This window comes from Enterococcus sp. DIV1375a (assembly GCF_051712205.1).
In the GTDB taxonomy this organism is placed as follows: Bacteria; Bacillota; Bacilli; order Lactobacillales; family Enterococcaceae; genus Enterococcus; species Enterococcus faecalis.
On sequence record NZ_JBIOOM010000001.1, the window covers coordinates 1,730,095 to 1,753,694 of the forward strand.

Consider the following 23,600-nt stretch of genomic DNA (forward strand, 5'->3'; position numbering starts at 1 on the left):
TCTCCTTATAGATGTTTCGGATTTCGGTAGGGATCAACTAAAGTTTCCGCGGTCCATTTTTCCGCAAGTTCTTTATAAGATCCTTTTTTATCATGGTTTTGCATTTTTTCGTCTGCTTTCAAAATTGCATAGGACACATATACATTTCGTTTACCAGCGCTAGCAAATTGTAACGATAAATCGACACCCATCCACTCTTTTCCTAAGCTTTCGTTAATTCCTTCTAAATTTAGGTAAAGTTGTTTGTTGAATAGTAAGCAGTCTTCAGTTGCTGCTTGAATATTTCTTGGTAAAGCAATTCTGTAATAGTAACCTAAGCTTTTACCAGGGGTGCCTTTTTCGGGATAAAGTAATCGACCTTTGTCTGTATCAACTGATACTCCCACCGTTTCCACGCGATAGCGTGCGTCAACTACGCGGCCAGTCACTAAACCAGAGGTCTCTTGTTGACCAATGTTCATTAACTCTTTTAACCAATCATTTTTCGTTGGTACCAATCCAGCATTTAATAAAGCCACATATTCTCCCTTAGCAGCTTGAATCATGCCATGACGAGTTTCTGTTGAAACATAACGAAGACGGTCATTTTGGATATTTATTTGATTCTCGAAGCGTGCAGGCAATAGAATTTCATAATTTGTATAGGCAGTTTTTTCTAATAATTGACGTAAGTAACTACTCATATTCTCTGTATCATTCGTAATAATCAATGATACCATCGGCACATGATCATAAAGATAGTTAATTTTATAGGAACCATAAAATTCGGCAATCTCTACTTGTGCTTTTAAGCCACGGCGTTCCGTTGCCGCTTGGACCGCTTTTTGACCAGCTACATAGGCGTAACCTTTGCTTTCAGGGTTTAGAGCAGTCGATGATTCAATGGCACGCCAATGATACATCATACCAGGAATATGCTTGATTTTCGTTGCTTGTTCCGTTGCTCGTAATACGAAATCATAGTCTTGAGCGCCGTTATATGCTGAGTTCAATCCGCCTACTTTTTCTAATAAATCACGTTTCACAACAACAAAGTGTGTAATGTAATTATGGTTTAAAATCAGTTCTGGATTCCAGTCCGATTTGTAAAACGCGTTGAAGCGACGACCATTTTCTGTAATTTTATCTTCATCAGTATAAAGAAAATCAATCGTTGGGTCTGTATTTAAAGCTTTGACCACTTCATATAATGCTTGTGGCGCTAATTCATCATCGTTATCCATGAAACCAACAAAATCGCCAGTAGCAATCGACAAAGCTGAGTTAGTTGCTTCTGAAATATGTCCGTTTTCTTCGCGATAAATAACTTTGATTCGTTGATCTAGTTCTTTATATTTTTCTAGCATGGGCTTAATATGTTCGCTTGGCGATGCATCATCTGCTAAACATAACTCCCAATTTTCATAGTACTGATTTTGTAAAGAAGAGACACATGCTGCAAGCCATTTTTCTTCGACATTATAAACAGGCACAGCGACAGAAATTTTAGGCTGAAATTGGAACGTTTTAATTTCCGCTAAAACTGCCTCCACGTCAACAGGGGATTCTGCTTTTTCTTGTCGTTTAAAGTACCACTTCACTGAGCCCATCAAACCACGTGTCTGAATCGAACGCCATGCTCGATCAAATTTCGTGCCCGGTTGAACCATGTTTGGACGCTCCACCACGTATTGAACCTTCTGGCCTGATTTGGTATCAATGTTTAACGTGTAGGCTGGTAAATCTTCTGGATCTTTAATCGTAATGACAAAACCATAATCTTGATCGCCTTCTAATTCAAACATATCAATAACATCCCGACGATATTCTGTTTCCACCGTATAAGTGACTGATTCACTAGCTTCTGCAATACTGAATCTTAGCGGATAATTTGTTTGTTTGTCATACGCCCACCCTCTGATAACAGAAACGTTATTTTCTACATCGCGAGCAATATCATCGATGGTTAAGTTAATCATTTTATCAAATTTAGTTAACGTGATTCGTTTATATTTTCCAGTAGGCATAGGGGCTGTCTCCGTCTGTTTATTCATTTCTTCTAAAAATTGATTTCTTTCATCTAACAATGCATGAATAAAGGTATTTTCACGTTCTGAATAGTTGCCTTCAAAGAAATAATCAATGTCTACTGTCAGGTCTTTGCCTGCCATTTGTGCATCGGTTACTTCGATTACAGGTACTTGCGTATCTAAGAAATAATAGACATTCTCTTGTACCAGAAAAGCATTCGTGGCTGCGACTGGGACTGTCTGGCCGTCTATCGTCATGGATAATTTGACAATTGCCCCCGTTAAACTTGGGAATAATTTTATCAGTTGGACGTCTTCTGGTATCTTCAGTTGGAACTGTTTTGTTTCAGGTTTTTGTAAATCAACTGGTTGATCCAACTCAGTCTCTTTTTCTTCGCCGCAATTAATTAAAATATGAACGTTTTTTTCATTGTATGAATTTACAGGTGTCACTCGCTCTGGCTGTTCTACAGGTTCAGCAGTCAAGGCAAAAAAGTACTGATACACTTCGCCAAAGGGACGCGCTTTAAAAGCTGCTTGTACTTCTACAGGTAACGCTTCATACGTCGTAGGAATTTCGTTGTAGCCAACTTGATTAAATGTAAAATCTTCTTTGGCAATGTATAAACCAACTTCTGCAAAAACTTTTTCAAATCCTTCTTGTAAATAGAATGATTTATGCGTAGCATCTAACAGCCCAGTTTCATTCCATGTTAAACGATTATTAAATAAATCAATTAAGACCGAATTATGCGCCAAATTAGGGAAAGTGATTAAGATTTGACCGCCTGGTTTTAAAAACGGTTTGACTTTTGCTAAGGCGCTTTGAGGATTCATTAAATGTTCCAACACATCCGCAAAAACGATATAATCAAACGTCTTACCAGCAAAGTATTCGACCCAATCATTTTCATCAATATTGCCATAAAAGGCATCTGTTGAAAATTGACTGACATGATCATAAAGTTCTTTGTCTAATTCAACAATTGAGACCCGGCACTTTTTTTCTTCCATCAAATAGCTAGTCATCCGCCCATTACCTGGACCAAATTCCAAGACATCACTATTTTCTTTGATTTGTGCTACGATTTTCCCAACACTGGTACTCTCGTCTGTTTCCATTTCAAAATCATACTTCATCTTTTGTCGTATCCTTCCATTTATGATCTAAGATGACAATTCCTTCTCCGGCATAACGACCGGTAATAAACATCGTCACGTATTTTGTTTTGTAGACTAATGGGACTGTTGCATGTTCCTCAAAGAAAGCAATATCAAAATAATATTCACCTGTTAATAATGACATTTTTTCATATTCTAAATAAAAAACATTCCGTCCTTTTTTCCAAGGAATTTGCACGCCATCTAACAACGTATTTAAGCCACAGACATAATGATTGTCCACTGTTCGAATAGCGACCCCACAAACAGGCTTCTTAATTTGGTCGTTTTTGACAGTATATTCAATTTTTACAATCACTTTTTCATCTTGCGTTACCATTTCTAATGGTTCATAATCCGCGTTTAAAAGTTCCGCATGATCCACTTCAATAATATCTGGCGTTGGGGTTTCATCTTTCATGGTCGCTTCGCGGTCAACTGTTTTAATTGATTTCTTTTTCAAAAAGTTTTCGTAATTGGTAGTCACGTCCATCGTATCTCCATATTCAACGACTTTCCCGTGTTGCAACCAAAAAGTTCTGTCACAAAAACGGCGGATGGAGTTTACATCGTGAGAAACAAATAAAATTGTTTTACCAGAATTTTTAATTTCCGTAAATTTTTCCATACATTTTAATTGAAACTCTAAATCCCCAACAGCCAATGCTTCATCGACAATTAAAATATCGGGATCCACGTTAATAGCTACCGCAAAAGCCAAGCGGACAAACATACCACTAGAGTACGTTTTAACAGGTTGATACAAATGATCGCCGATGTCAGCAAAATCAATGACATCTTGGACACGCTCTTCCATCTCTTCTCGGGAAAAACCCAAGACCATTCCATTTAAGAAAATGTTTTCATACCCTGAATATTCTGGGTTAAAACCTGAACCTAATTCAAGTAACGCTGAAATTTTCCCATTAATCACCATAGACCCGGAGGTTGGTGTTAGTACTCCTGTAATAATTTTTAACATGGTTGATTTTCCAGAGCCATTTTCGCCGACAAAACCAATCATCTCGCCTTTTTTAATTTGCATCGTGACATCGTCTAACGCATAAAACAAATCGTGGTAAGATTTTTTTGTTGGACTAAGCGCTTCTTTAAACCGATCGGACGGCTTTTTATACATGTTGTATGTTTTGGTAATATGTTGGATATCGATTGCATATTCTGACATGTCGTTCTCTCCTTATAGTACATCTGAAAAATGTGGCTTTAAGCGTCTAAACACGGTTGAGCCAATTAATAGTAAAACAATAGTAACTCCCCAGAAATATAAGCTATATTGCCAATGTTCCCAGAACCATGCACCGCCTAAATAAGATTCGCGGTATCCTTGAACAATATAATATAATGGATTGATTTTTAAGATTGTCGCAATCATTCCAGTTGGTTGCCATAAAATTGGTAATGTCCACATAACTGTTTGCATAATGATATTGATAAATTGCATAATATCAGGTAAAAATGGTTGTGTTGAAGCAGTAATCCACGTAATTGCTGTTAAAAAGACTAATAAACAAGCTAAGTAGTAAATTAATTGCAAACTGTACAAACTTGGATAATAACCGTTAGCTGTAGTAATTACAAAACCAATTAGAATGAAAAACAAGTGGGTGTACAAGTTCGATAAAATTTTAGACGTTGGTAAAATTTGTACATTAAACACGACTTTTTTAACTAAATAACTATATTCACGAAACACATTCGTGGCTGATAATAACGAATCTGAAAAGAAGAACCAAGGTACCATCCCTGTTACTAAATAGACAATGAACGGCATATTGTCGCCAGCTCTAGAACGAAGGCCTACAGAAAAGACAAACCAATACGTCAAAACAGTTACTAATGGCGTTAAAAATGCCCAGACAATTCCTAGTGCTGAACCAGCATACTTGGCCTTAAAATCATTAAATGAAAATTGTAATAACAATTTTTTGTTCTGAAAAATATTCTTGAAAATTGAAAATGTTTCTTTAAACATATACTTATTCCTTCCGTAATAAACTATTTTTAACTAAAATTTTTGGATACAAAAATGCCATTTTAAACAACATTTCTATTTTATCGATAAACGCCTAGCTTTTCAATAGTAGACCCCTTTTTATAAAGAAAAATTTAACTGATTTCGCTATATTAAAAAATCTTGTCCAATTTTTAGGAGATTATGCTACAATAATGGAGGTCTTGCATTTTTTGCACGGAAACTATTTTTGAGAGAAGGGAAATTATGGTTCTTTTTATTATTTACGTATTTCTGTCTTCTGCTGGTCTAGTCTTATTTAAACTAGGTTCTAGCAGTTTGAACATCCAACTCCAACAAACAATCTTTTCAATGAATATCTCACTTATTTCTTTATTAGGTTTATTTTGTTATTTAATTAGTTTTATTTTATGGATGTTAATTATTAGTCGTTCCGATGTTTCTTACATTGTTCCTTTAGGCGTTGCCTGTACAAACATCGCTATTTTAATCGCTTCAAATCTTATTCTAAAAGAGACAATTACAACGAATGCCCTTATTGGTGCTGTGGTTATTATTGTCGGCATTGTGATTATGAATCTTAAATAAAAAAGATCGCTATTCATTGAGCTGACCCTTAAAAATTAGACTTTCAGGTCCAACTTTTAAGGGTCACTACACATTAGCGATCTTTTTTATTTTCTTCAGATTTCATGATAGATAATTCCTGCAATAATGTTTTAATGCGATTTTCGTGTTTTGAAATCAACACAGAATTTTTAATTTCCATAATTAAAAGGACAATCACTGCAGCTGATAATAAGAAGTTTGACGTTGTTTCAAACCCAAAGGCCATTGCTAACCATTCTGCCACATGCGGGAAAATAGCAAAAATAATTAAAACAATTGAGATTAATAACCAAATCAAGGCATTTTTTAGGAGAAAAATATTTTTATTAATCCCTCGAATAATGTATAAGAAAAAGCCAATTGCAAATAAAGATAAAACAAACCATAACACGGTTGGTAACATCAATCTCCCTCCTTCATAAAGGCCGCAATCAGAATTGCTGAGCCGACTTCCAGCATATACTTCACAGAAGCCAATGCACGAATCGAAGAAACACCACCAAGCCGTTCCATCATATTGACAGGTCTTTCAACAATCACAAAGCGTTTTTTGATTAAGTGAACAATCGATTCTGGTTCGGGATAGTTTGTCGGATAGCGCTTTGCAAAAAAAGCAATCACTTTCCGATTTCCCGCTCGATACCCCGAAGTCACATCATAAATTGTTTTACCAGAAGCCATTCGAATGCAAAAAGATAACAAACGAATACCAAAACGGCGCATTTTCGTACTTTGAAAAGCCGCTTCGTTTCCAGGAAGGAAACGAGAGCCAATCGAAAAATCGCATTTACCCTCTGCTAATGGTGCCAGTAAGACAGGTAAACTATTGATATCATGTTGACCATCACCATCAAACTGAACCGCCACATCATACTCATTTTCTAAGGCATATTTATAGCCTGTCTGTACTGCCCCGCCAATACCTAAATTCAACACTAAATGAATGGCATTAATTTGGTTGGCTTCTAAAATTTGTTTGGTTCTATCTGTCGAGCCATCATTGATTACCACATAATCCAATTCATGTTGAAAATGCGTAACTTCCTGTTTAAATGTTTCAATGGAAGCAATCGTCCGCAAAATGTTTTCTTCCTCATTGTAAGCAGGAATGATTAAAAGAACTTTCATAGAAGAACACCTTTCCACTTTCTCTCCACCAAAAAACTCTTTAGTTAAGTTTTTATTGTTGAACATTTTCTAACATTTGCGCTAAGACTTCTTGCCAAGTAGGAATTTTAAAGCCTAACGCTTCTGTTTTACTTAAATCCATGACAGAATATTGTGGTCTTTGCGCCTTTTGTGGAAATTGAGTTGAATCCACTGGCAGTACTTCCACTTCAGTATCTTTTAAAATTTCTTTAGCAAATTGATACCAGCTACAGCTGTTTTCATTAGACAAATGATAAACACCAAATGGCGCTTTTTCTGCAATAACAAATGCCATAAATTCCGCTAACGTTCTTGTCCAAGTTGGGCGGCCAAATTGATCGTCCACTACCGTTAGTTGGTCTCTTGTTTCCGCTAATTTTTGCATGGTAAAGACAAAGTTATGACCGTATTGACCAAATACCCATGATGTTCGAATAATATAATAGTCGTCCAGGATTTCTTGTACCGCTTGTTCACCTAATAACTTCGTCCGACCATACTCATTTAAAGGATTCGGTTGATCATCAATTGCATAGACACCTTCTTTTTTAGTTCCATCAAAAATATAATCTGTACTTACGTAAACAAGTGTCGCCCCCACTGCTTTAGCAGCTTCTGCAATATGACGTGTGCCATCTACATTCACTTTTTCATCTAATTCCTTGCCTTCGTCTTCTGCTTTATCAACAGCTGTATAAGCAGCACAATGATAAATGACGCTTGGTTGAATTTCTTTCACTTTTGCCAACGTACTATCCGCATCAGTAATATCTAATTCTGTTGAATCCGTTGAAACATACTCAATTCCTTGTTCATCTAATAGGTGACGTAATTCTGTGCCCAATTGGCCATTTCCACCAGTAATTAAAATCATTTTTTTCACTCCTTCTTGAAAAAAAGGCAGGGCAAAGTAGCTTTTGTACTTTGCCATCGCCTTTCGACTGTTATCTCACATGTCAGAAAAAATTACTGACCATTTTGTGCATATTTTGCTTCAACAGCTTCTTTATCTGCACGCCACCAGTCTTCATTTTCTGTATACCACTTGATTGTTTCTGCCAAGCCTTCACGGAAATTCGTGAATTCTGGTTCCCAACCTAATTCTTCGCGTAATCTGGTTGAATCAATCGCATAACGTAAGTCATGTCCTGCACGATCGTTGACATGCTCATAGGCATCAACAGGTTGTCCCATTAATTCTAAAATTAATTCCATCACTGTTTTATTGTCTTCTTCACCATCGGCTCCGATTAAATATGTTTCGCCAATTTGCCCTTTTGTTAAAATTGCCCAAACAGCCGAAGAATGGTCGTTTGTATGAATCCAGTCACGAACATTTTTACCAGCACCATAAAGTTTTGGTGTAATGCCACTTAAGACATTGGTAATTTGACGGGGAATAAATTTTTCAATATGTTGATATGGACCATAGTTATTTGAACAATTTGAAATTGTTGCTTGTAAGTTGAAAGAACGAACCCACGCTTTGACTAACAAGTCAGATCCTGCTTTTGTTGAAGAATAAGGACTTGAAGGATTGTAAGGCGTTTCGGCAGTGAATTTTTCCCCTTCGCCTTCTCCATGTCCTGGTAAATCTTCTCTTAAAGGTAAATCGCCATAAACTTCATCAGTCGATACATGGTGGTAACGAACATTATTTTTACGGCAAGCTTCGATCAATGTGTACGTCCCAATCAGATTGGTTTGTACAAATGGGAATGGGTCGTTTAATGAGTTGTCGTTATGCGATTCAGCAGCATAGTGAACGACCGCATCTGTTTCAGCGACTAAACGATTAACTAATTCAGCATCAGCGATATCTCCTACGACTAATTCCACGCGATCACTTGGTAGACCTTCAAGATTTTTTTCATTTCCTGCATACGTTAATTTATCTAATACAGTTACATGAACTTCTGGATGATTCTTTACAACATAATGAACAAAATTTGAGCCGATAAAACCAGCTCCACCTGTTACGATGATTTTTTTCATAATTGAAACTCTCCTACTTTTTTCTTAAATTTCGCCATAGATAAACGGATTTTCCGCTTCAAATTCTTTTAAGGTTGGATGTTTTTGATCCTTTTCTGACGTAATCGCTTTTTCTGGCGCAATTGGCCAATCAATAGCTAACGCTGGATCGTTAAAAGCAATACCGCCGTCTGCTGCCGCATTGTAGTAATTGTCACACTTGTACATAAAGTTCACGTTCGGTGTCAAAGTGACAAAACCATGGGCAAAACCTTTTGGTACTAAAAGCTGACGGTGATTATGTTCTGATAAAATGTAGCCTTCCCATTGACCATAGGTTGGACTCCCTTTACGAATATCAACAATCACATCTAATACCGCACCTGTTACAACACGAATTAGTTTTGTTTGCGCAGCTTCGCCTTTTTGAAAATGCAATCCACGCAAGACACCTGCTTCTGTTGATAATGAATGATTATCTTGGACAAAATCAAAGTCTAATCCATGTTCTGCAAATTTAGCTTTGGAATAACTTTCTGTAAAAAAGCCACGATGATCACCGAAAACATCCATTTCGATAATTTTGACATCTTGTAATTTTGTATCAATAACTTTCACGTTTCTTCGCTCCTATTCTGCTGCTAAACGTAGCAAGTATTGGCCGTAGCCATTTTTCTTCAATGGTTGTGCCAATTCTACCAATTGTTCTTTTGTAATATAGCCCATTCGATAAGCAATTTCTTCCAAACAAGCGACTTTTAAATTTTGACGTTTTTCAATTGTTTCAATAAATGTTGACGCTTCTAATAAGGATTCGTGTGTGCCTGTATCTAACCAAGCAAAGCCACGGCCCATTACCTCAACAGAAAGTTTATTTTTTTCAAGGTAGACTTTATTAACGTCTGTTATTTCTAATTCCCCACGTTCTGACGGTTTGATCCCTTTCGCAATTTCAACCACTTCATTGTCGTAAAAATACAAACCTGTCACTGCGTAATTTGACTTCGGTTGTGCTGGTTTTTCTTCAATAGAAAGCGCCCGCATCTCTTCATCAAATTCTACCACGCCGAAACGCTCTGGATCATTTACATGGTAACCAAAGACTGTTGCCCCTGACTCTTTAGAAGCCGCTCGTTGCAACATTTTTGATAAGCCACCACCATAATAAATATTGTCCCCTAAAACTAAGCAGACACTATCATCACCAATAAATTCTTCACCAATAATAAATGCTTGCGCCAAACCATCTGGGCTTTCTTGCACCGCGTATTCGATATGAATGCCTAAATCATGGCCATCGCCGAATAAGCTTTCAAAACGTGGTGTATCTTCTGGTGTAGAGATAATCAAAATTTCATTAATTCCCGCCAACATTAACGTTGACATTGGGTAATAAATCATTGGTTTGTCGTAAATTGGCATTAATTGTTTTGATGTTGCTTTTGTTAACGGATATAAGCGTGTCCCGCTTCCGCCTGCTAAAATAATTCCTTTCATGAACAATCTCCTTAAATAACTTCTATTTTTAGTTTCTATAAAACCAAATACCCTTTCCTATTATCGCATTAAGCATAGGGTTTGTCATGTTTTTTACGTAAATTTTACAAATCTGTAAAAGTTTAGCGCTGTTCCTTTAAACGCTGATGTAAAGCTTTTAATAAATTCACACGCCAATTTAATTTTTGTTGGAAACTTGTTTTGGTAATAATGGGGCTGACATTCGCTCCATGTCTTCGGTAAAGCACTAATGGTTCTTTAATGAGACCCGTTTGCTTCTTCCGTGCAGCTAATAAGCCAATCCACATATCATGCATAGGAACTTCTGGCGGAATGGGTAAAATGACGTTTTTCATTTCTTGACGAAAGGCCATACCTGCCCCAATATAGCCACTTTTTATCGCATTTCGCCAAAACCCTGGTTTGACTTTTCGAAACTTAAAATAAGAGGGATTGGTAACTTGTAAATCCGCATCAACAATTTTCAAGTCACTAATAACCACTTGGATGTCAGGGTGCGCTTCAAAATATTCTGTCACCGTCGTTACTTTATTTGGCAACCAAACATCATCTTGATCTGCTAAAAATATTACTTCGCCATTCGTATGCGTAAGCGCAAATGCAAAATTAGCAATCACTCCTTGCCCTGGACCTTGTAACAATTGAATTTGGGGATAATTCGCTGCATACGTCCTCAAAATTTCCAACGTATGATCAGTAGAACCATCATCTGAAATAATTAGTTCATCTTCTTCACTGACTTGTAAAAGAATACTATCTAATTGTTCCGCGAGATATTTTTCTCCATTATATGTCGCAATACAAACTGAGATCATAGATTATCCTTTCATTAACTTGAGAAATTCTGCCAATGTTTGCCGCCAAATTTGGCGATTTTTGACAGTTAAAAATTGCTTACTACTACGTAAAAATAAATGGCGTCGATGATGGGAAAACTTTTCTTGATCATATCGACGATAAAATAACGTTTCTGCTTCAATAATAGAGCGATAACGTTGAGGACTCATTGTACGATAATCTAAAACAGACAATTCTTGTTTTAGGTGGATTGGTAAGACTTCAATCTTTTTATTGGCTTGATTTAATTGATAAAAGAACCAATGGTCTAAATAGTCCAAAGGAAATTCTTCCGAAAATCCTTCCAACCAGCGTAGCGTTTCTGCCGTAATAACTGTACCAGAATTGATAGCCATCAACGGTTGGTTGGCTATCCCTGCTGTTGGCTTTGCTCCTTTAAGTCCAACATATTGATCACTATATATTGGCGAAATTTGTTGTCCATTTGCTTCTACAATTGGAACATAGACTGCCACAGTCGGATCTAATGGCATGATGATCAACGTATCAAAATAAGAGGCTGGCACTTCTGTGTCTTGGTCAAGGAGCAACAATAATTCACATTGATTCGCTTGACTAAAAGCAATCGCTTCATTATAAGCGGTCGCAAGTCCTGGATTATCAGGATTATGTCGATAAGTAACATTTTGTTGTAAAAATAATGCATCTTCTTGAGGAAGTGGACTGTTGTCATAAATAAATAAGTGCAATTGGGGGTGATCTACCACTTCTTTTAATAACAAATAATTCGGCGTATCAACCATTTTCATTTGATATAAGACGATGACTACCGCTAATCTTTGACTCATTAAAAGAACCTCCAGCCCCATTTGTTAAAAAATTTCCCCATTGATTGCATAAAGATTTTAAACAATTTTCGACTTTTATGGGCGCCCTTTTCATACATGTGAACAACCGTTTCAAAAGGCGTATAGAGAATCCGATAGCCTGCTTTGCCAAAGCGTAAACATAAATCGTTGTCTTCGAAGTACATGAAGAAACGTTCATCGAACCCACCAATTTCAACGAATTTTTCACGATCAATCAACATAAAACAGCCTGAGCCCATTTTAATATTCGTTGTTTCTGTATCCGACAAATCGCGACATTCATAAATACTCAAACGTTTATCAAAAATTTTCTTTACAAATTGAAAGGGAATAAAACGTAACATATAATCGAAGACATCTAATTTTTGACGAACTAAATATTGCGTCGTGCCATCTTCATTTAACACTTTAGGGCTAACGACTGCAATGTTCTTATCTATTTTGATACGGTCTAATAGACGATCAAGCACGTCTTTAGTAACCAAAACATCGGGATTAAAAATAATTGCATACTTTGTCGAAGCATTGAATAACACTTGATTATGACCATGACCAAACCCTTGATTTTCTTCAGCGCGATGGATAGTAATAAATGGTTCATATGTTGTTAATTTTTCAAGATACGCTGTTTCAGAATGATTGTCATAGATATGAATATCATAGATACTATTAGTACCTAGTTCGGCTTTTAATTGGTCTAATACATTAAAAATGTAACGACTATTATAAGTGACAATCGAGATTGTTACCATTTCTTGCATGCTCATTTCTCCTTACTACTGAAACATCGTCTTAAAAAAAAAGCATATGTTTCACACATATACTTTTTTAAGTTTAATGGAATTATATCATAGGTTTACGCTCTCGCAAAGCAACCTAAAGATTTCTTTACTTTCTCTTAGAATGCTTGCCAAGTCGCTTTTTCATTTGCTCCTGACGATATTCACGATTCCCTAAAATCCGTAACAAATACATCAACGGTTGATGTCCTTCGCCAACTAGACCGATTAATTCAATAAATAATTCTAAGCCAATTAAACAAAAGACAATTAATAAAATTGATGCTACTGTACTTGAATAGCTGAACAATAAAGAAACAAAGGAAAAAACTAACGCTAACGCATAAATAGTCATGACCGCCCCTTTATGGGTAAAACCTAAAGATAACAAGCGGTGATGCAAATGCATTTTATCTGCTGAGGAAATGGGCTTCTTGTTCAATAGCCGTCGAATAATTGCATAAACCGTATCCGTAATAGGCACACCTAAAATCACCATTGGCGTAATTACCGTGATAAACGTAGCATTTTTCAAGCCCTGTAACGACATTACTGCAATCATAAACCCGAGGAATAACGCCCCGGTATCTCCTAGAAATATTTTAGCCGGATAAAAATTGTATGGGAAAAATCCCGCAATGCTCGCAACTAAAATAAAAATAACAATTGGAATATAGACCGTTTTAGCATGTAGGAAAAAATACCCTGTAATACCAATCGTGGTTAATCCAATAATGGATACGCCTGATGCTAAACCATCCAAACCATCAATTAAATTTACTGCATTCGTAATCGCTAAAATCCACAATAAAGTTAGTGGTAAACTAAACCAGCGCAAATCAATCATTCCAACGACTGGCAACGTCACAAAATCTATCCGAATTCCAGCAACAAAATAAATAACTAATGCTGCTAACAAAATACCGATTGTTTTTTTCATTGGAGTAATCTCTTTAATATCATCAATGAGGCCTGTCAAAACAACCATTCCACCAGCCAAAATAATCGGCCAAATATAATCTTGTGGGATAATCGAACGAAAAATCAATAAACATGAACTAGCAAAAGCAATATAGATTGCAAGTCCTCCTGCTGTAGGCATATTTTTGGTATTGATTCGTCGCTCTCCTGGTGCATCATAGGCGCCAATCCGAAACGCTAGAAGCTTAACAAGTGGTGTTAATAGCAAAGATAAGATAAATGTCATAAATAAACGTATCAAAACTTCATAAATAAATAGTGACATAGTCGAACCCACTTTCTTCTCGTTCAGGGTATATTATACCGTAAACTGAAGCATTTACAAGCTGAAACATGTGTTCTGGCAACGGTTTAGACTTTTTTAAAGAAATCCATTTATTTTTTCTTTTTAAACCATCTAAACAAGCGTTGTTCAAAACTTGGTTGTTTTTTTTCTTTATCTCCAGATAAGTATTCATCAACGACAGCGTTGACAATTGCTCCTAAAATAATAATCGTGGCAGCAAAATTCAGCCATAACATCAAGATGATAAAACTCCCGATGATTTGATAACTTGCGATTCTAGAACTAAAATATTTTACGTACAAACCAAAAATTTGTGATAATAGCATCCAACCGACTGTCGAAAAAATAGCCCCTGGCAAAATAGAACGTAACGATAATTTCCGATTAGGAACGACCGCATAAATCAAACACATAATCACTAATAAAACAACGGTCGTTAACGGCCATTTTAACGCTTGGAAAGTATCGATCACAGATGTTGAGTAGTGGAAAATTGGTTGCAGTAATTCAATAATGTACTGACCCAAACCTAAAATTACTACTACACCAACAATCGCTACCATAAATAACAAAATAACTAAAAATGAGACCACTCTTACGAGAATAAAATTTTTCCTTTGTTCGACACCAAAAGCTTTATTCATCGCATTTTGTAGTGCATTAATGCTTTGACTGGCACTCCAAAATGCTGCTAAAGCGGAAACAGAAAGCAACCCGCCTGAACGTTGAGTCAATAGTGAACGAATCGCTGGTTCTAAGTTCATATAAACATCTTTCGGAATGGCCTCTGCAATATAAGGCAACACAGAATTAGGGTCGATTCTTAAATAAGGTAAGACATTACCTACCGCAATCAGTAATGGAAACAGCGAGAGTAATAAATAATAGGCAACAACCACTGAGCTGTTGCCTATTTCGGCTGTGACCATGTGACTTTGCGTTGTCTCAATAAAACGCATCAAAGATTGATTCTTTTTGATGTTGTCGAGAAACTTCATCACACACTCTCCTTATTAATAAGTCAATTCTTCGCCTTGTGACGTTAAGATTCTTGGACCTTCTTTCGTAATCGCTAATGAATGTTCATATTGACAACTTAGACCGCCATCTTCAGTATAAGCAGTCCAACCATTTGGGTCCATTTTCATGCGCCAAGTTCCTGTGTTAACCATTGGCTCAATGGTAATAACCATTCCCTCTTTTAAACGTAGTCCTTTACCTGCTTCACCATAGTGAGGAATCATTGGACTTTCATGGATAGTTGGGCCAATACCGTGACCTACAAAGTCGCGAACTACCCCGTAGCCTTCTCCTTCTACATACGTTTGAATTGCATGACCAATGTCGCCAATTCTATTTCCTACTTGTGCTTGTTCAATCCCAAGATATAGCGCTTTTTTGGTTACTTCCATCAAGCGATCAATTTCAGGTGTTGATTCACCCACGACATAAGACCAGCATGAATCAGAGATTGCGCCTTTTAAGTCGACACACATATCTACTTTGATTAGGTCGCCATCTTTTAATACTTTTTTACGAGGAAATCCGTGGCAGATTTCGTCGTTGATACTACAACAGGTAGCATATTTGTAGCCTTCATAGCCAATTTGAGCCGCCACGCCACCATGACTTTCAATAAAGTCTCTCACAAATACTTCAATATCCCAGCTTGTAATGCCAGGTTTAATAAACGTCCGTAAATGACGGTGAACATCCGCTAATAATTCCCCTGATTCATCCATCATTTCAATTTCTCGTGGTGATTTTAATGTAATCATACTATCTCTCCTAAACTTGTTTCATTCAAATTATTTTATCACATTTTTTGCAAAAAAGATTGTTCAAACACCAATTTTCAAAAAGTCCCTTAATAAAAGCACTCGCTAGTCTTTTATAAGAAATGCGCATCTGCTATAATAAGTGACAGAATTGTATGAGGGGGAAGAAAGTTTATGACGTTAGCTAAAATTGTGTATGCAAGCATGACTGGGAATACAGAAGAAATTGCCGACATTGTTGCAGAAGCATTTGAAGATTTAGAATTAGAGGTCGAAATTGATGAGTGTACGCAAGTCGATGCCGCTGATTTTGAAGAGGCCGATATCTGTGTAGTAGCTACATATACGTATGGCGATGGCGATTTACCTGATGAAATTGTCGACTTTTATGAAGACTTACAAGAGATTGATTTATCAGGAAAAATCTTCGGCGTTTGTGGTTCAGGAGACACGTTTTATGATGATTTTTGTAAATCGGTGGACGACTTCGAAGCAGTCTTTACTCAAATTGGGGCAAAAAAAGGCGCCGACAGCGTTAAAGTTGATTTAGCCGCTGAAGAAGACGACATCCAACGTTTAGAAGAATTTGCGAAAAAATTAGCAACTGCCGCAGAATAACTACGTTAAAATAAACAAAAAAAACACCAGAGAATGTAGCGACCCCAAAAAGTTAGACTTTTTATAGAGTGGATTTTTCCACTCTATTTTTTATGCAGTTTTTTGATTGAATTGTCGAAATTCTACTGGGCTTTTCCAGTTAAGTTTTTCTTTGATTCGGTGATGATTGTAATAATAAATGTAGTTCTCAATTGCTTCTCTCAATTCATTTTGACTTTGATAGATTTTTCCATAGTACACTTCTTGTTTTAGGATACTGAAGAAATTCTCCATAGGAGAATTATCTAAACAGGTTCCTTTTCGAGACATACTTTGAAAGATATTATTGTCCTTTAATGTTTGTATATAGACATTCATTTGATAAGCCCAGCCTTGATCAGAGTGAAAGGTGCGCCGATAGGGACAATCATTTGTTTGAGAAATTGCTTCTTTCAGACCTTCCATAACTGTTTTACCATTTGGTTGAGTAGAAAGGCTATAGCTTAGAATTTCACTATTATACATATCCATAAATGGATCTAAGTATAGTTTTTTCTGACGAAAGATGCCTGCGTTATCTGCTTCAAAGTACTTAAATTCAGTTGTATCAGTTGTAATTTTTTGATGAGGAACAGAGGTTTTAAATCGGCGACGAATCAAATTTTTAGCGATTTTACCAACGGTTCCTTTATAGGAATTATATTTTCTGGATTTCTTAGTAAAAGCTTTGACTTGTAACTTTAACTTTTGTATTAATCGCTGGACTTTCTTTTTATTCACTTGAAATCCACGTCGTTTCAATTCTTGGGTCATCCTTCTATAGCCATAATGTTGATGTTTTTTACGAATCGCTTGAATTTCTTCTTCAATGATTTGTGTTGAAGCTGTTCTGTCGAGGCGTTTTTGCCAGTACATGTAAGTAGATTTTGGAAACCTTAGGGTTTCCAAAATATCTTTTAATCGAAAGTGTCTTCGGAGACTGTGAATGATTCGTGCGATTCGTTCATTTTTTGTTCGTCCTCTAAACGCAGTCTCCTCAATTCTTTTAAATAGGCATTCTCAATTTTTAACATTCTATTTTCTTTTTCTAGTTTCTCTACTTGAGATCGTTCACTTGGTAATGGTTGGCTTTCCTTTTGTTTCTTCTTAGGCATGGTAGGTGGACGTCCTTTCTGTTTAGAGAGTCCTTCTATACCAAACTTCTGATACGTTCTAAGCCAATTCGCAATCAATGATGGATTGTTCATTTTTAGAAGATTAGCTACTTCTTGATAGGACAACTCTGTTGTTAAATATAACTCTATCGCATCTAGCTTAAATTGAACAGAGTAATTCTTATTTTTTTGACTGCGAAGTAGGCCTTCTTCACCAAGTTCTTTATAGGCATTTATCCATTTGCTTATTTGAGAACTATCTTTAAACCCATACTTCTTTGCGAGAAACCTTAGACCTCCTTGACCAGATAAGTAGTCATGAACAAGTTTAAGTTTAAGTTTAAATTCAAAACTGTATTTTGCCATACAAAAAAACCCCCAAAAGTTAGATTTCTAGGTCTAACTTTTGGGGGTCGGCTCAGAAAATGGCGATTTTCCATTTTTCTCTGGTGTTTTGATATTCCTAATTTAAAAATAAAATACTGTAATTTAAAGCTGCCGCAAAAGTAACCCAAAGAATATAAGGAATCATCAACCAGCCACGCGTTATTAATTTATAACGCAAGTAGTCCCACTGTTGAACTATTAATAATAGCCATAAAAAAGAGATATCAATCACAGATACTAAATTATTTTGTAAAGAAAAAAAGAAAAATGTCCAGAAAAAGTTCGCAATAAATTGTAAAATAAATAGCGTAATCATCCGTTTTTTCTGTTGTTTATTTGGATGAACTAAGATGAAATAAAAAGTAATGCCCATAAAAATATACAACACCAACCATACCGGTCCAAATAACCAGCCTGGCGGAGCAAAACTTGGTAATCTCAACGCTTGATAATATTCTCTCGCATTTACTGAAAATAAGCCCGACAAGAGCCCTAGTCCGGTAATTCCTACAATACTTAGCCATAAACGCTTATCTTTCACTCGGTTCATGTTTTTTGCCCCTTTCTATTTCTCTTCTTTACTGTAGCATGGTTGCGAATAATCTACCATTAATACACTTAACAAAAAAAGACCGTTCTTTTAAGAAACAGTCTTTTGCTGTAACCTCACAGAAGTTATCAGCATGAGGTTACACTTTTTTTAATTTTTATAGGTCAATATCAATTGGTTCATCTCGTTCAAGAATTGCTTCAATACTATCTTTCATTAAATGAATGATTTGTTCTTCTGAAGGATGGATAATTCCAGAAGTCATCAATGCAGCCACACCAGTAGCGACCACCCATGTTCCCATGTGTAAAGAGTCAATTTGAACATCGTTTAAATTAGCATACTCAGGATCAGCTTTTACCGCTTCAGTAAAATAGTGATAAGAGAATTCTTGCATTTTTTTGCCGCCACCATATTCTTCTAAATAAAGCGCACGGTATAACTTACTTTCACTTGTCGCAAAATGAATATAGTTTAAAGCCAAATCAACAATTGTATTCCCGGTATGTTTTACTGGAAATACTTCTTTCGCTAAGTATTTATGAATTTTTTGGAATAAAGCATCGCGTAAATCATCCATGTTTTTAAATTCCAAATAAATCGGTTGGGTGGAACATTTCATTTTATTAGCAATATTACGTGCAGTGAACTTCGAAAATCCTTCAGTGGCGACTACTTCATAGGCAGCTGTTAAAATCTGCTCTTTCGTAATGGTTTTTTTTCTTGCCATAATTCCCTATCCCCTTTATTCATTCATATACAACGCTTCCAAATAAATGCTTATGGTTATTGTAACACGATTTTTCTATTATGCAAAATTAGAACAACTCTTTGTACAAAAGTTCACTGAGCGGGAGCACGACAACTTTTACCCCGACTTAAAATAACAGTTGATAAAGGCTTTATTTCGTTGAGTTCCCTGCTCTTCCGTGTTATGATATGAGCAGTCATTACCCATCAAAATGAAGGAGGAATCACGAATGACCTTAGAGAATTTTAATGAAAATCTAAAGAAATATGCACGTTTAATTGCTGAAACGGGTGTCAATGTTCAGGACAATCATACGGTTGTTTTACAAATCAGTGTCGATCAAGCGCCCCTTGCCCGCTTAATTACGGAAGAAGCTTATCGCTTAGGCGCGGCCGAAGTAATTGTTCAATGGAGCGACGAAACCATTCAACGTGAATTTTTAGCTCATGCTGCAACTGATCGTATTGAAAATGTTCCTCAATATAAAATTGATCAAACCGATGATTGGATTGCCAAAGGCGCAAGCCGAATTAGCGTGGTTTCTTCTAATCCTGATGCATTAGCTGGCGTGGATGCACAACGTGTAGCAGCTTTCCAAGCGGCTAATGGGAAAGCATTGGTCAACCTACGAAAAGCAACGCAAGCCAACAAAGTAAGTTGGACTGTTGTAGCTGCTGCTAGTGAAGGCTGGGCAGCTAAAGTCTTTCCAGAATTAGCAACAAGTGAAGAACAAGTTGATGCACTTTGGAATGAAATTTTTAAAACAACACGAATTTATGAAGAAAACCCAGTCATTGCTTGGGATATCCATGATAAAAAATTACAAGAAAAAGCGGCTGAATTAAACGAACAACAATTTACTGCTTTACACTACACAGCTCCTGGGACAGATTTAACGATTGGTTTGCCTAAAAACCATTTATGGGAAGGCGCTGGTAGTTATAACGCGCGTGGAGAAGAATTCATGGCTAATATGCCAACAGAAGAAGTTTTCACCGCTCCAGATAGTCGCCGCGTTGATGGTTATGTCTCTAGTACAAAACCACTAAGTTATGCTGGCACAATCATTTCGGGCATGAAATTTACATTTAAAGATGGAAAAGTTGTTGACTTCTCAGCTGAACAAGGTGAAGAAGCATTGAAAAATCTCTTAGCTATTGATGAAGGTGCCAAACACTTAGGAGAAGTTGCTTTAGTACCCGACCCTTCACCAATTTCACAATCCGGTTTGATTTTTTATAATACATTGTTCGATGAAAACGCCTCTAATCATTTAGCCTTTGGTTCGGCCTATGCCTTCAACTTACAAGGCGGCACGGAGATGAGCGAAGAAGAATTAGCTGCAGCTGGTTTAAATCGTAGCCAAACACATGTGGACTTTATGGTAGGATCTGACAAAATGAATATTGACGGCATTAAAGAAGACGGGACGATTGTTCCTGTTTTTAGAAATGGTGATTGGGCATAAATTTAAAAAGAAGCAAGCCGTTATTATTGGCTCTATAATTTATGAAACTGACAAATCAGAATTGATTCTGCACAGCTCATCATTCCTTATTGACAAGTAGCCAAATAAAGAGCCTGGGACAAAAATCACTTTGGATTTTTGTCCCAGGCTTAAAAATTGATAAACGACGGGAACAGAAGCAACACTACGCGTTACTCCGATCTCAACAACTTCTAAGGTGTTTTCTCGACATGCGTCTCGTCACAGTACAGCCTTCAAAAGAGCTACAGCTCTAAGAGTTGCGATGTTTCACTGTGAAGCATGAACAGATGAAATCATCGTACCTACTTGGTGAAGGTCCTTCGGAACTTACAAGGATAAAACTTTGACGAGCCTTTGGCGAGAAAACAATAAGCCGAAATTGTTGAGAATCACGAAGAACGTAGTGTTTCGATGATGAACAATACCTACTTGGTCTCCAAAAATTAAAGAACACCAGGTAGGTTTCATGCAACATCAACTCGTTCCTCGTTGTGTTTTATGGCAATTTTCGGAAATTACTTCTTATTGCTGAGAAACACTATTTGCAAAGCAAATAGATGTTAAACAGTACCTACTTGGTTCTCGGAGTTAAACACTTCTGTTTCGATCTCTTTATTATTTTATCTGTTTATCACCGTTAATATGAAGGTACTAATACCTAACATGGTCAAATTAAATGACAATAAATCTTTCTTTTGTGGACTTATATTTTTCATTATTTCTTTAATGGCTGTTAGGACTATTATAGCGACAACAATGAAAAGTATATAATATGTTCGCATGCCTGAAGCCCAAACCGTAGGAGAAAAACCCATGATTACCCTTGAGCAAAAACCCATTATCATCAATATCGCTAAAAAGATAGCGGTTTTTTTATCATCAAAACTTAAATAAATTCCAATAATTAAACATAATAATAATCCTAAAATTATAAAAGTAATTATCCAAGTTCCAGGGTAAAAAATTGATAGTTTCGTTCCTAGTTTTGTAAAATGGTTGTCCAGATTACTGCTAGCCCAAATCATCGATCGTTTATTTCCATTGACATAAGTAAAGTTTTGTTTCATTGTATTACCGAAAAAAATAACCAGATTTAGAAAAAAAGGCAATGAAGTTAGTATACGTACATAATAGTTCTGACATTTCTTATAAGATAGAAGGAATATTATAAAAAAAAGTACTAAAAATAAAATATTCGTGTCTAGAAAAAATGGCTTTCCAAATGATGAAATACCAAGATCCAACTTGTTCAAAAAGTTAAAATTTTTATATTCAGGAAACCATTTATTGATTTCATTTGCAGCCCTTAATGTGTTTCCTGGGGCTGTCAAAGAAAAAGTTAATTCCACTAAACTTATTACCGAAAGCGCTGATAACTTATAATCATACTTTCTTCTAAATAATAAATATAGACTTACAAGGCTTGTTAAAACAAAAAAGCATACATTAACTTGTTCTTGATTAGCTGAGAATATTAATAAAGGAATGCTTACCCAATATATTCTTTTATCTATTTCTTTGCCACTTAATAGCTGAAAAAAAGGATAAAAAGCTAGTAAACCGAATGCTACTGGCCAGTGATAATTTAAAGTAGTAGCTATCCAACCAGTTTCCCCCATTATTGTTAACGGAATTAGACAATATATAGAAAAAACTAATAACAAATTTTTGAAATATAAATTCTTGAAAACATATTTGCATAGCAATACTATATTTCCCGTCATTATTGTCGAATTTAGTAACTTCCATAACATAAAATGTTTAGAGAAGAACATCAAAAATAGTTCAATAATAACTCTTGAACTCCATGTTTTGTAATGCTCTATAGAAGCCCCAAAATAACCTAATTTATCTAATCTATTTACATAAACTAAGTCATCAGCTCTCACAGTCGGCATATACATATTAAAAAAGAAAAAGGCACTCCAAACCCCTATAAGAAGCAAAATCAATTCTTTATTATTTGTTGTTTTCCTCGCACGTTTATTCAATTTTTTAACTCCTTCCCGTATTCCCCAACAAAGTATATCATAATTTTAAGATTTACTTAAGACAAGTTTGGGATTTTTTCATGCTTATATGCATTCCAAAATTAAGGGAATACTTTTAATGCTGCAATGCTTGGAATTAGGATTTGCTAATCCATTTAATTAAATTAAGTATTTATAATCTGCACTACATTAATATGCAATATCGGATAATTTTACGCCGTATTCAACCAAAAACATTGCTTCTAATTGTTTGTCTAGGTGGTTATTACGTCTGACAACAATTCAACGTCACTTTTACCAATCTATGATAAGGTACCTTCAAGCAATACTCCGTGCCTCTTGTTACTTTTTGTTACTTTTTGTTACTTCTTGTACCTCGTAACTATTCTCTTTTATCTACTCTGGAATAAATTTACCAGTAACCTATACATCAATATTAAATTTCATTTTGATTATATCACCAACTTTTATATAGGAATTCGATGTTTTTTCGGTTTCTGTATCTATCAATACTTTATTAGATTCTAGTTTATCAGTATCTGTATAACTATTACAAATAAAACTGTTAAGTCTACTTTGCCATCTAGTGGATGTGGATTGACAAATTGAGATACCACCTACAATCATCCAATAATTCTAATGTTACATCATACTGGTTTAGCTAGGCGCATAGCGTTCAAAATTGTTTCTATATTTGTTCCATTTTCGAAACCTGAACTTATAACCATCTGAAACATTTGCTAAAACTCCATATTCAAAGTCTAATGCAACAACATA

At 35.9% G+C, this 23,600-nt stretch carries 21 protein-coding genes and 1 pseudogene; 3 read left to right on the forward strand and 19 right to left on the reverse strand.

The window, feature by feature from the left end:
- Positions 1-5 precede the first annotated feature (5 nt).
- From IGJ63_RS08495 to IGJ63_RS08505, 3 genes are read right to left on the reverse strand one after another with little or no spacing between them, the layout of a single operon-like run.
- Entirely contained in the window at positions 6-3,149 is a 3,144-nt protein-coding gene (locus tag IGJ63_RS08495; RefSeq protein ID WP_438746276.1) for a glycosyltransferase, read from the reverse strand.
- Positions 3,139-4,356: an ABC transporter ATP-binding protein gene (locus IGJ63_RS08500; RefSeq protein ID WP_002356901.1), complete on the reverse strand. Its 1,218-nt coding sequence runs from the start codon at positions 4,354-4,356 to the stop codon at positions 3,139-3,141. Before IGJ63_RS08500 ends, IGJ63_RS08495 begins: the two co-directional genes overlap by 11 nt.
- 12 nt (positions 4,357-4,368) lie before the next feature.
- A complete protein-coding gene (locus IGJ63_RS08505; protein WP_002356900.1) occupies positions 4,369-5,163 on the reverse strand; it encodes an ABC transporter permease in 795 nt (264 codons plus the stop codon).
- Positions 5,164-5,409: 246 nt separating this feature from the next.
- On the opposite strand from IGJ63_RS08505, the gene IGJ63_RS08510 reads away from it, so the two are divergent.
- Positions 5,410-5,751: an EamA family transporter gene (locus IGJ63_RS08510; protein WP_002356899.1), complete on the forward strand. Its 342-nt coding sequence runs from the start codon at positions 5,410-5,412 to the stop codon at positions 5,749-5,751.
- 73 nt (positions 5,752-5,824) lie between these two features.
- On the opposite strand, the gene IGJ63_RS08515 is transcribed toward IGJ63_RS08510, so the two are convergent.
- The 12 genes from IGJ63_RS08515 to map all read right to left on the reverse strand — a co-directional run bounded on the left by IGJ63_RS08515 (position 5,825) and on the right by map (position 15,904).
- A complete protein-coding gene (locus IGJ63_RS08515; protein WP_002419746.1) occupies positions 5,825-6,175 on the reverse strand; it encodes a DUF2304 domain-containing protein in 351 nt (116 codons plus the stop codon).
- Entirely contained in the window at positions 6,175-6,900 is a 726-nt protein-coding gene (locus IGJ63_RS08520) for a glycosyltransferase family 2 protein (RefSeq protein ID WP_010715343.1), read from the reverse strand. Before IGJ63_RS08520 ends, IGJ63_RS08515 begins: the two co-directional genes overlap by 1 nt.
- A 52-nt stretch (positions 6,901-6,952) precedes the next feature.
- On the reverse strand, positions 6,953-7,795 hold the full coding sequence (gene rfbD, locus IGJ63_RS08525; protein WP_438746279.1) for a dTDP-4-dehydrorhamnose reductase: 843 nt from the start codon (positions 7,793-7,795) through the stop codon (positions 6,953-6,955).
- Positions 7,796-7,887: 92 nt separating this feature from the next.
- Positions 7,888-8,916 (reverse strand): dTDP-glucose 4,6-dehydratase, encoded by a 1,029-nt coding sequence (gene rfbB, locus IGJ63_RS08530; RefSeq protein ID WP_002359895.1) that lies wholly within the window; start codon positions 8,914-8,916, stop codon positions 7,888-7,890.
- Between the two features lie 24 nt (positions 8,917-8,940).
- Positions 8,941-9,513 (reverse strand): dTDP-4-dehydrorhamnose 3,5-epimerase, encoded by a 573-nt coding sequence (rfbC, locus tag IGJ63_RS08535; RefSeq protein ID WP_002356893.1) that lies wholly within the window; start codon positions 9,511-9,513, stop codon positions 8,941-8,943.
- Positions 9,514-9,525: 12 nt separating this feature from the next.
- Entirely contained in the window at positions 9,526-10,392 is an 867-nt protein-coding gene (gene rfbA, locus IGJ63_RS08540) for a glucose-1-phosphate thymidylyltransferase RfbA (RefSeq protein WP_002364387.1), read from the reverse strand.
- A gap of 122 nt (positions 10,393-10,514) precedes the next feature.
- Positions 10,515-11,228 (reverse strand): glycosyltransferase family 2 protein, encoded by a 714-nt coding sequence (locus IGJ63_RS08545; RefSeq protein WP_002419749.1) that lies wholly within the window; start codon positions 11,226-11,228, stop codon positions 10,515-10,517.
- 3 nt (positions 11,229-11,231) lie between these two features.
- Positions 11,232-12,059 (reverse strand): glycosyltransferase, encoded by an 828-nt coding sequence (locus IGJ63_RS08550; protein ID WP_438746282.1) that lies wholly within the window; start codon positions 12,057-12,059, stop codon positions 11,232-11,234.
- A complete protein-coding gene (locus IGJ63_RS08555) occupies positions 12,059-12,847 on the reverse strand; it encodes a glycosyltransferase family 2 protein (protein WP_080279967.1) in 789 nt (262 codons plus the stop codon). The genes IGJ63_RS08550 and IGJ63_RS08555 overlap by 1 nt, the downstream gene beginning before the upstream one ends.
- A 121-nt stretch (positions 12,848-12,968) precedes the next feature.
- The gene (locus IGJ63_RS08560; protein ID WP_002366956.1) at positions 12,969-14,105 is read right to left on the reverse strand and encodes an MraY family glycosyltransferase; all 1,137 of its coding nucleotides are present in this window, start codon (positions 14,103-14,105) and stop codon (positions 12,969-12,971) included.
- Between the two features lie 110 nt (positions 14,106-14,215).
- Positions 14,216-15,124 (reverse strand): YihY/virulence factor BrkB family protein, encoded by a 909-nt coding sequence (locus IGJ63_RS08565; protein ID WP_002419751.1) that lies wholly within the window; start codon positions 15,122-15,124, stop codon positions 14,216-14,218.
- 15 nt (positions 15,125-15,139) lie between these two features.
- Positions 15,140-15,904 carry a type I methionyl aminopeptidase gene (gene map, locus IGJ63_RS08570; protein WP_002356886.1) on the reverse strand — a complete coding sequence of 255 codons (765 nt, stop codon included), beginning with the start codon at positions 15,902-15,904 and terminating at the stop codon, positions 15,140-15,142.
- A 174-nt stretch (positions 15,905-16,078) separates the two neighbouring features.
- On the opposite strand from map, the gene IGJ63_RS08575 reads away from it, so the two are divergent.
- Complete coding sequence (locus tag IGJ63_RS08575) at positions 16,079-16,522, forward strand: flavodoxin (protein WP_002356885.1); 444 nt, start codon at positions 16,079-16,081, stop codon at positions 16,520-16,522.
- A 90-nt stretch (positions 16,523-16,612) separates the two neighbouring features.
- Here the strand turns inward: IGJ63_RS08575 and IGJ63_RS08580 are convergent.
- From IGJ63_RS08580 to IGJ63_RS08590, 3 genes and pseudogenes are all read right to left on the reverse strand, one after another.
- A pseudogene (locus IGJ63_RS08580) lies at positions 16,613-18,021 on the reverse strand (IS3 family transposase).
- Positions 18,022-18,118: 97 nt separating this feature from the next.
- On the reverse strand, positions 18,119-18,592 hold the full coding sequence (locus tag IGJ63_RS08585; RefSeq protein WP_438746285.1) for a TspO/MBR family protein: 474 nt from the start codon (positions 18,590-18,592) through the stop codon (positions 18,119-18,121).
- A 157-nt stretch (positions 18,593-18,749) separates the two neighbouring features.
- On the reverse strand, positions 18,750-19,322 hold the full coding sequence (locus tag IGJ63_RS08590; RefSeq protein WP_002356883.1) for a TetR/AcrR family transcriptional regulator: 573 nt from the start codon (positions 19,320-19,322) through the stop codon (positions 18,750-18,752).
- Positions 19,323-19,572: 250 nt separating this feature from the next.
- Here IGJ63_RS08590 and IGJ63_RS08595 point away from each other — a divergent pair, with 250 nt between their 5' ends.
- On the forward strand, positions 19,573-20,811 hold the full coding sequence (locus tag IGJ63_RS08595; protein WP_010713248.1) for an aminopeptidase: 1,239 nt from the start codon (positions 19,573-19,575) through the stop codon (positions 20,809-20,811).
- Between the two features lie 641 nt (positions 20,812-21,452).
- On the opposite strand, the gene IGJ63_RS08600 is transcribed toward IGJ63_RS08595, so the two are convergent.
- Positions 21,453-22,823: a DUF6056 family protein gene (locus IGJ63_RS08600; RefSeq protein ID WP_438746288.1), complete on the reverse strand. Its 1,371-nt coding sequence runs from the start codon at positions 22,821-22,823 to the stop codon at positions 21,453-21,455.
- Positions 22,824-23,600: the final 777 nt, after the last annotated feature.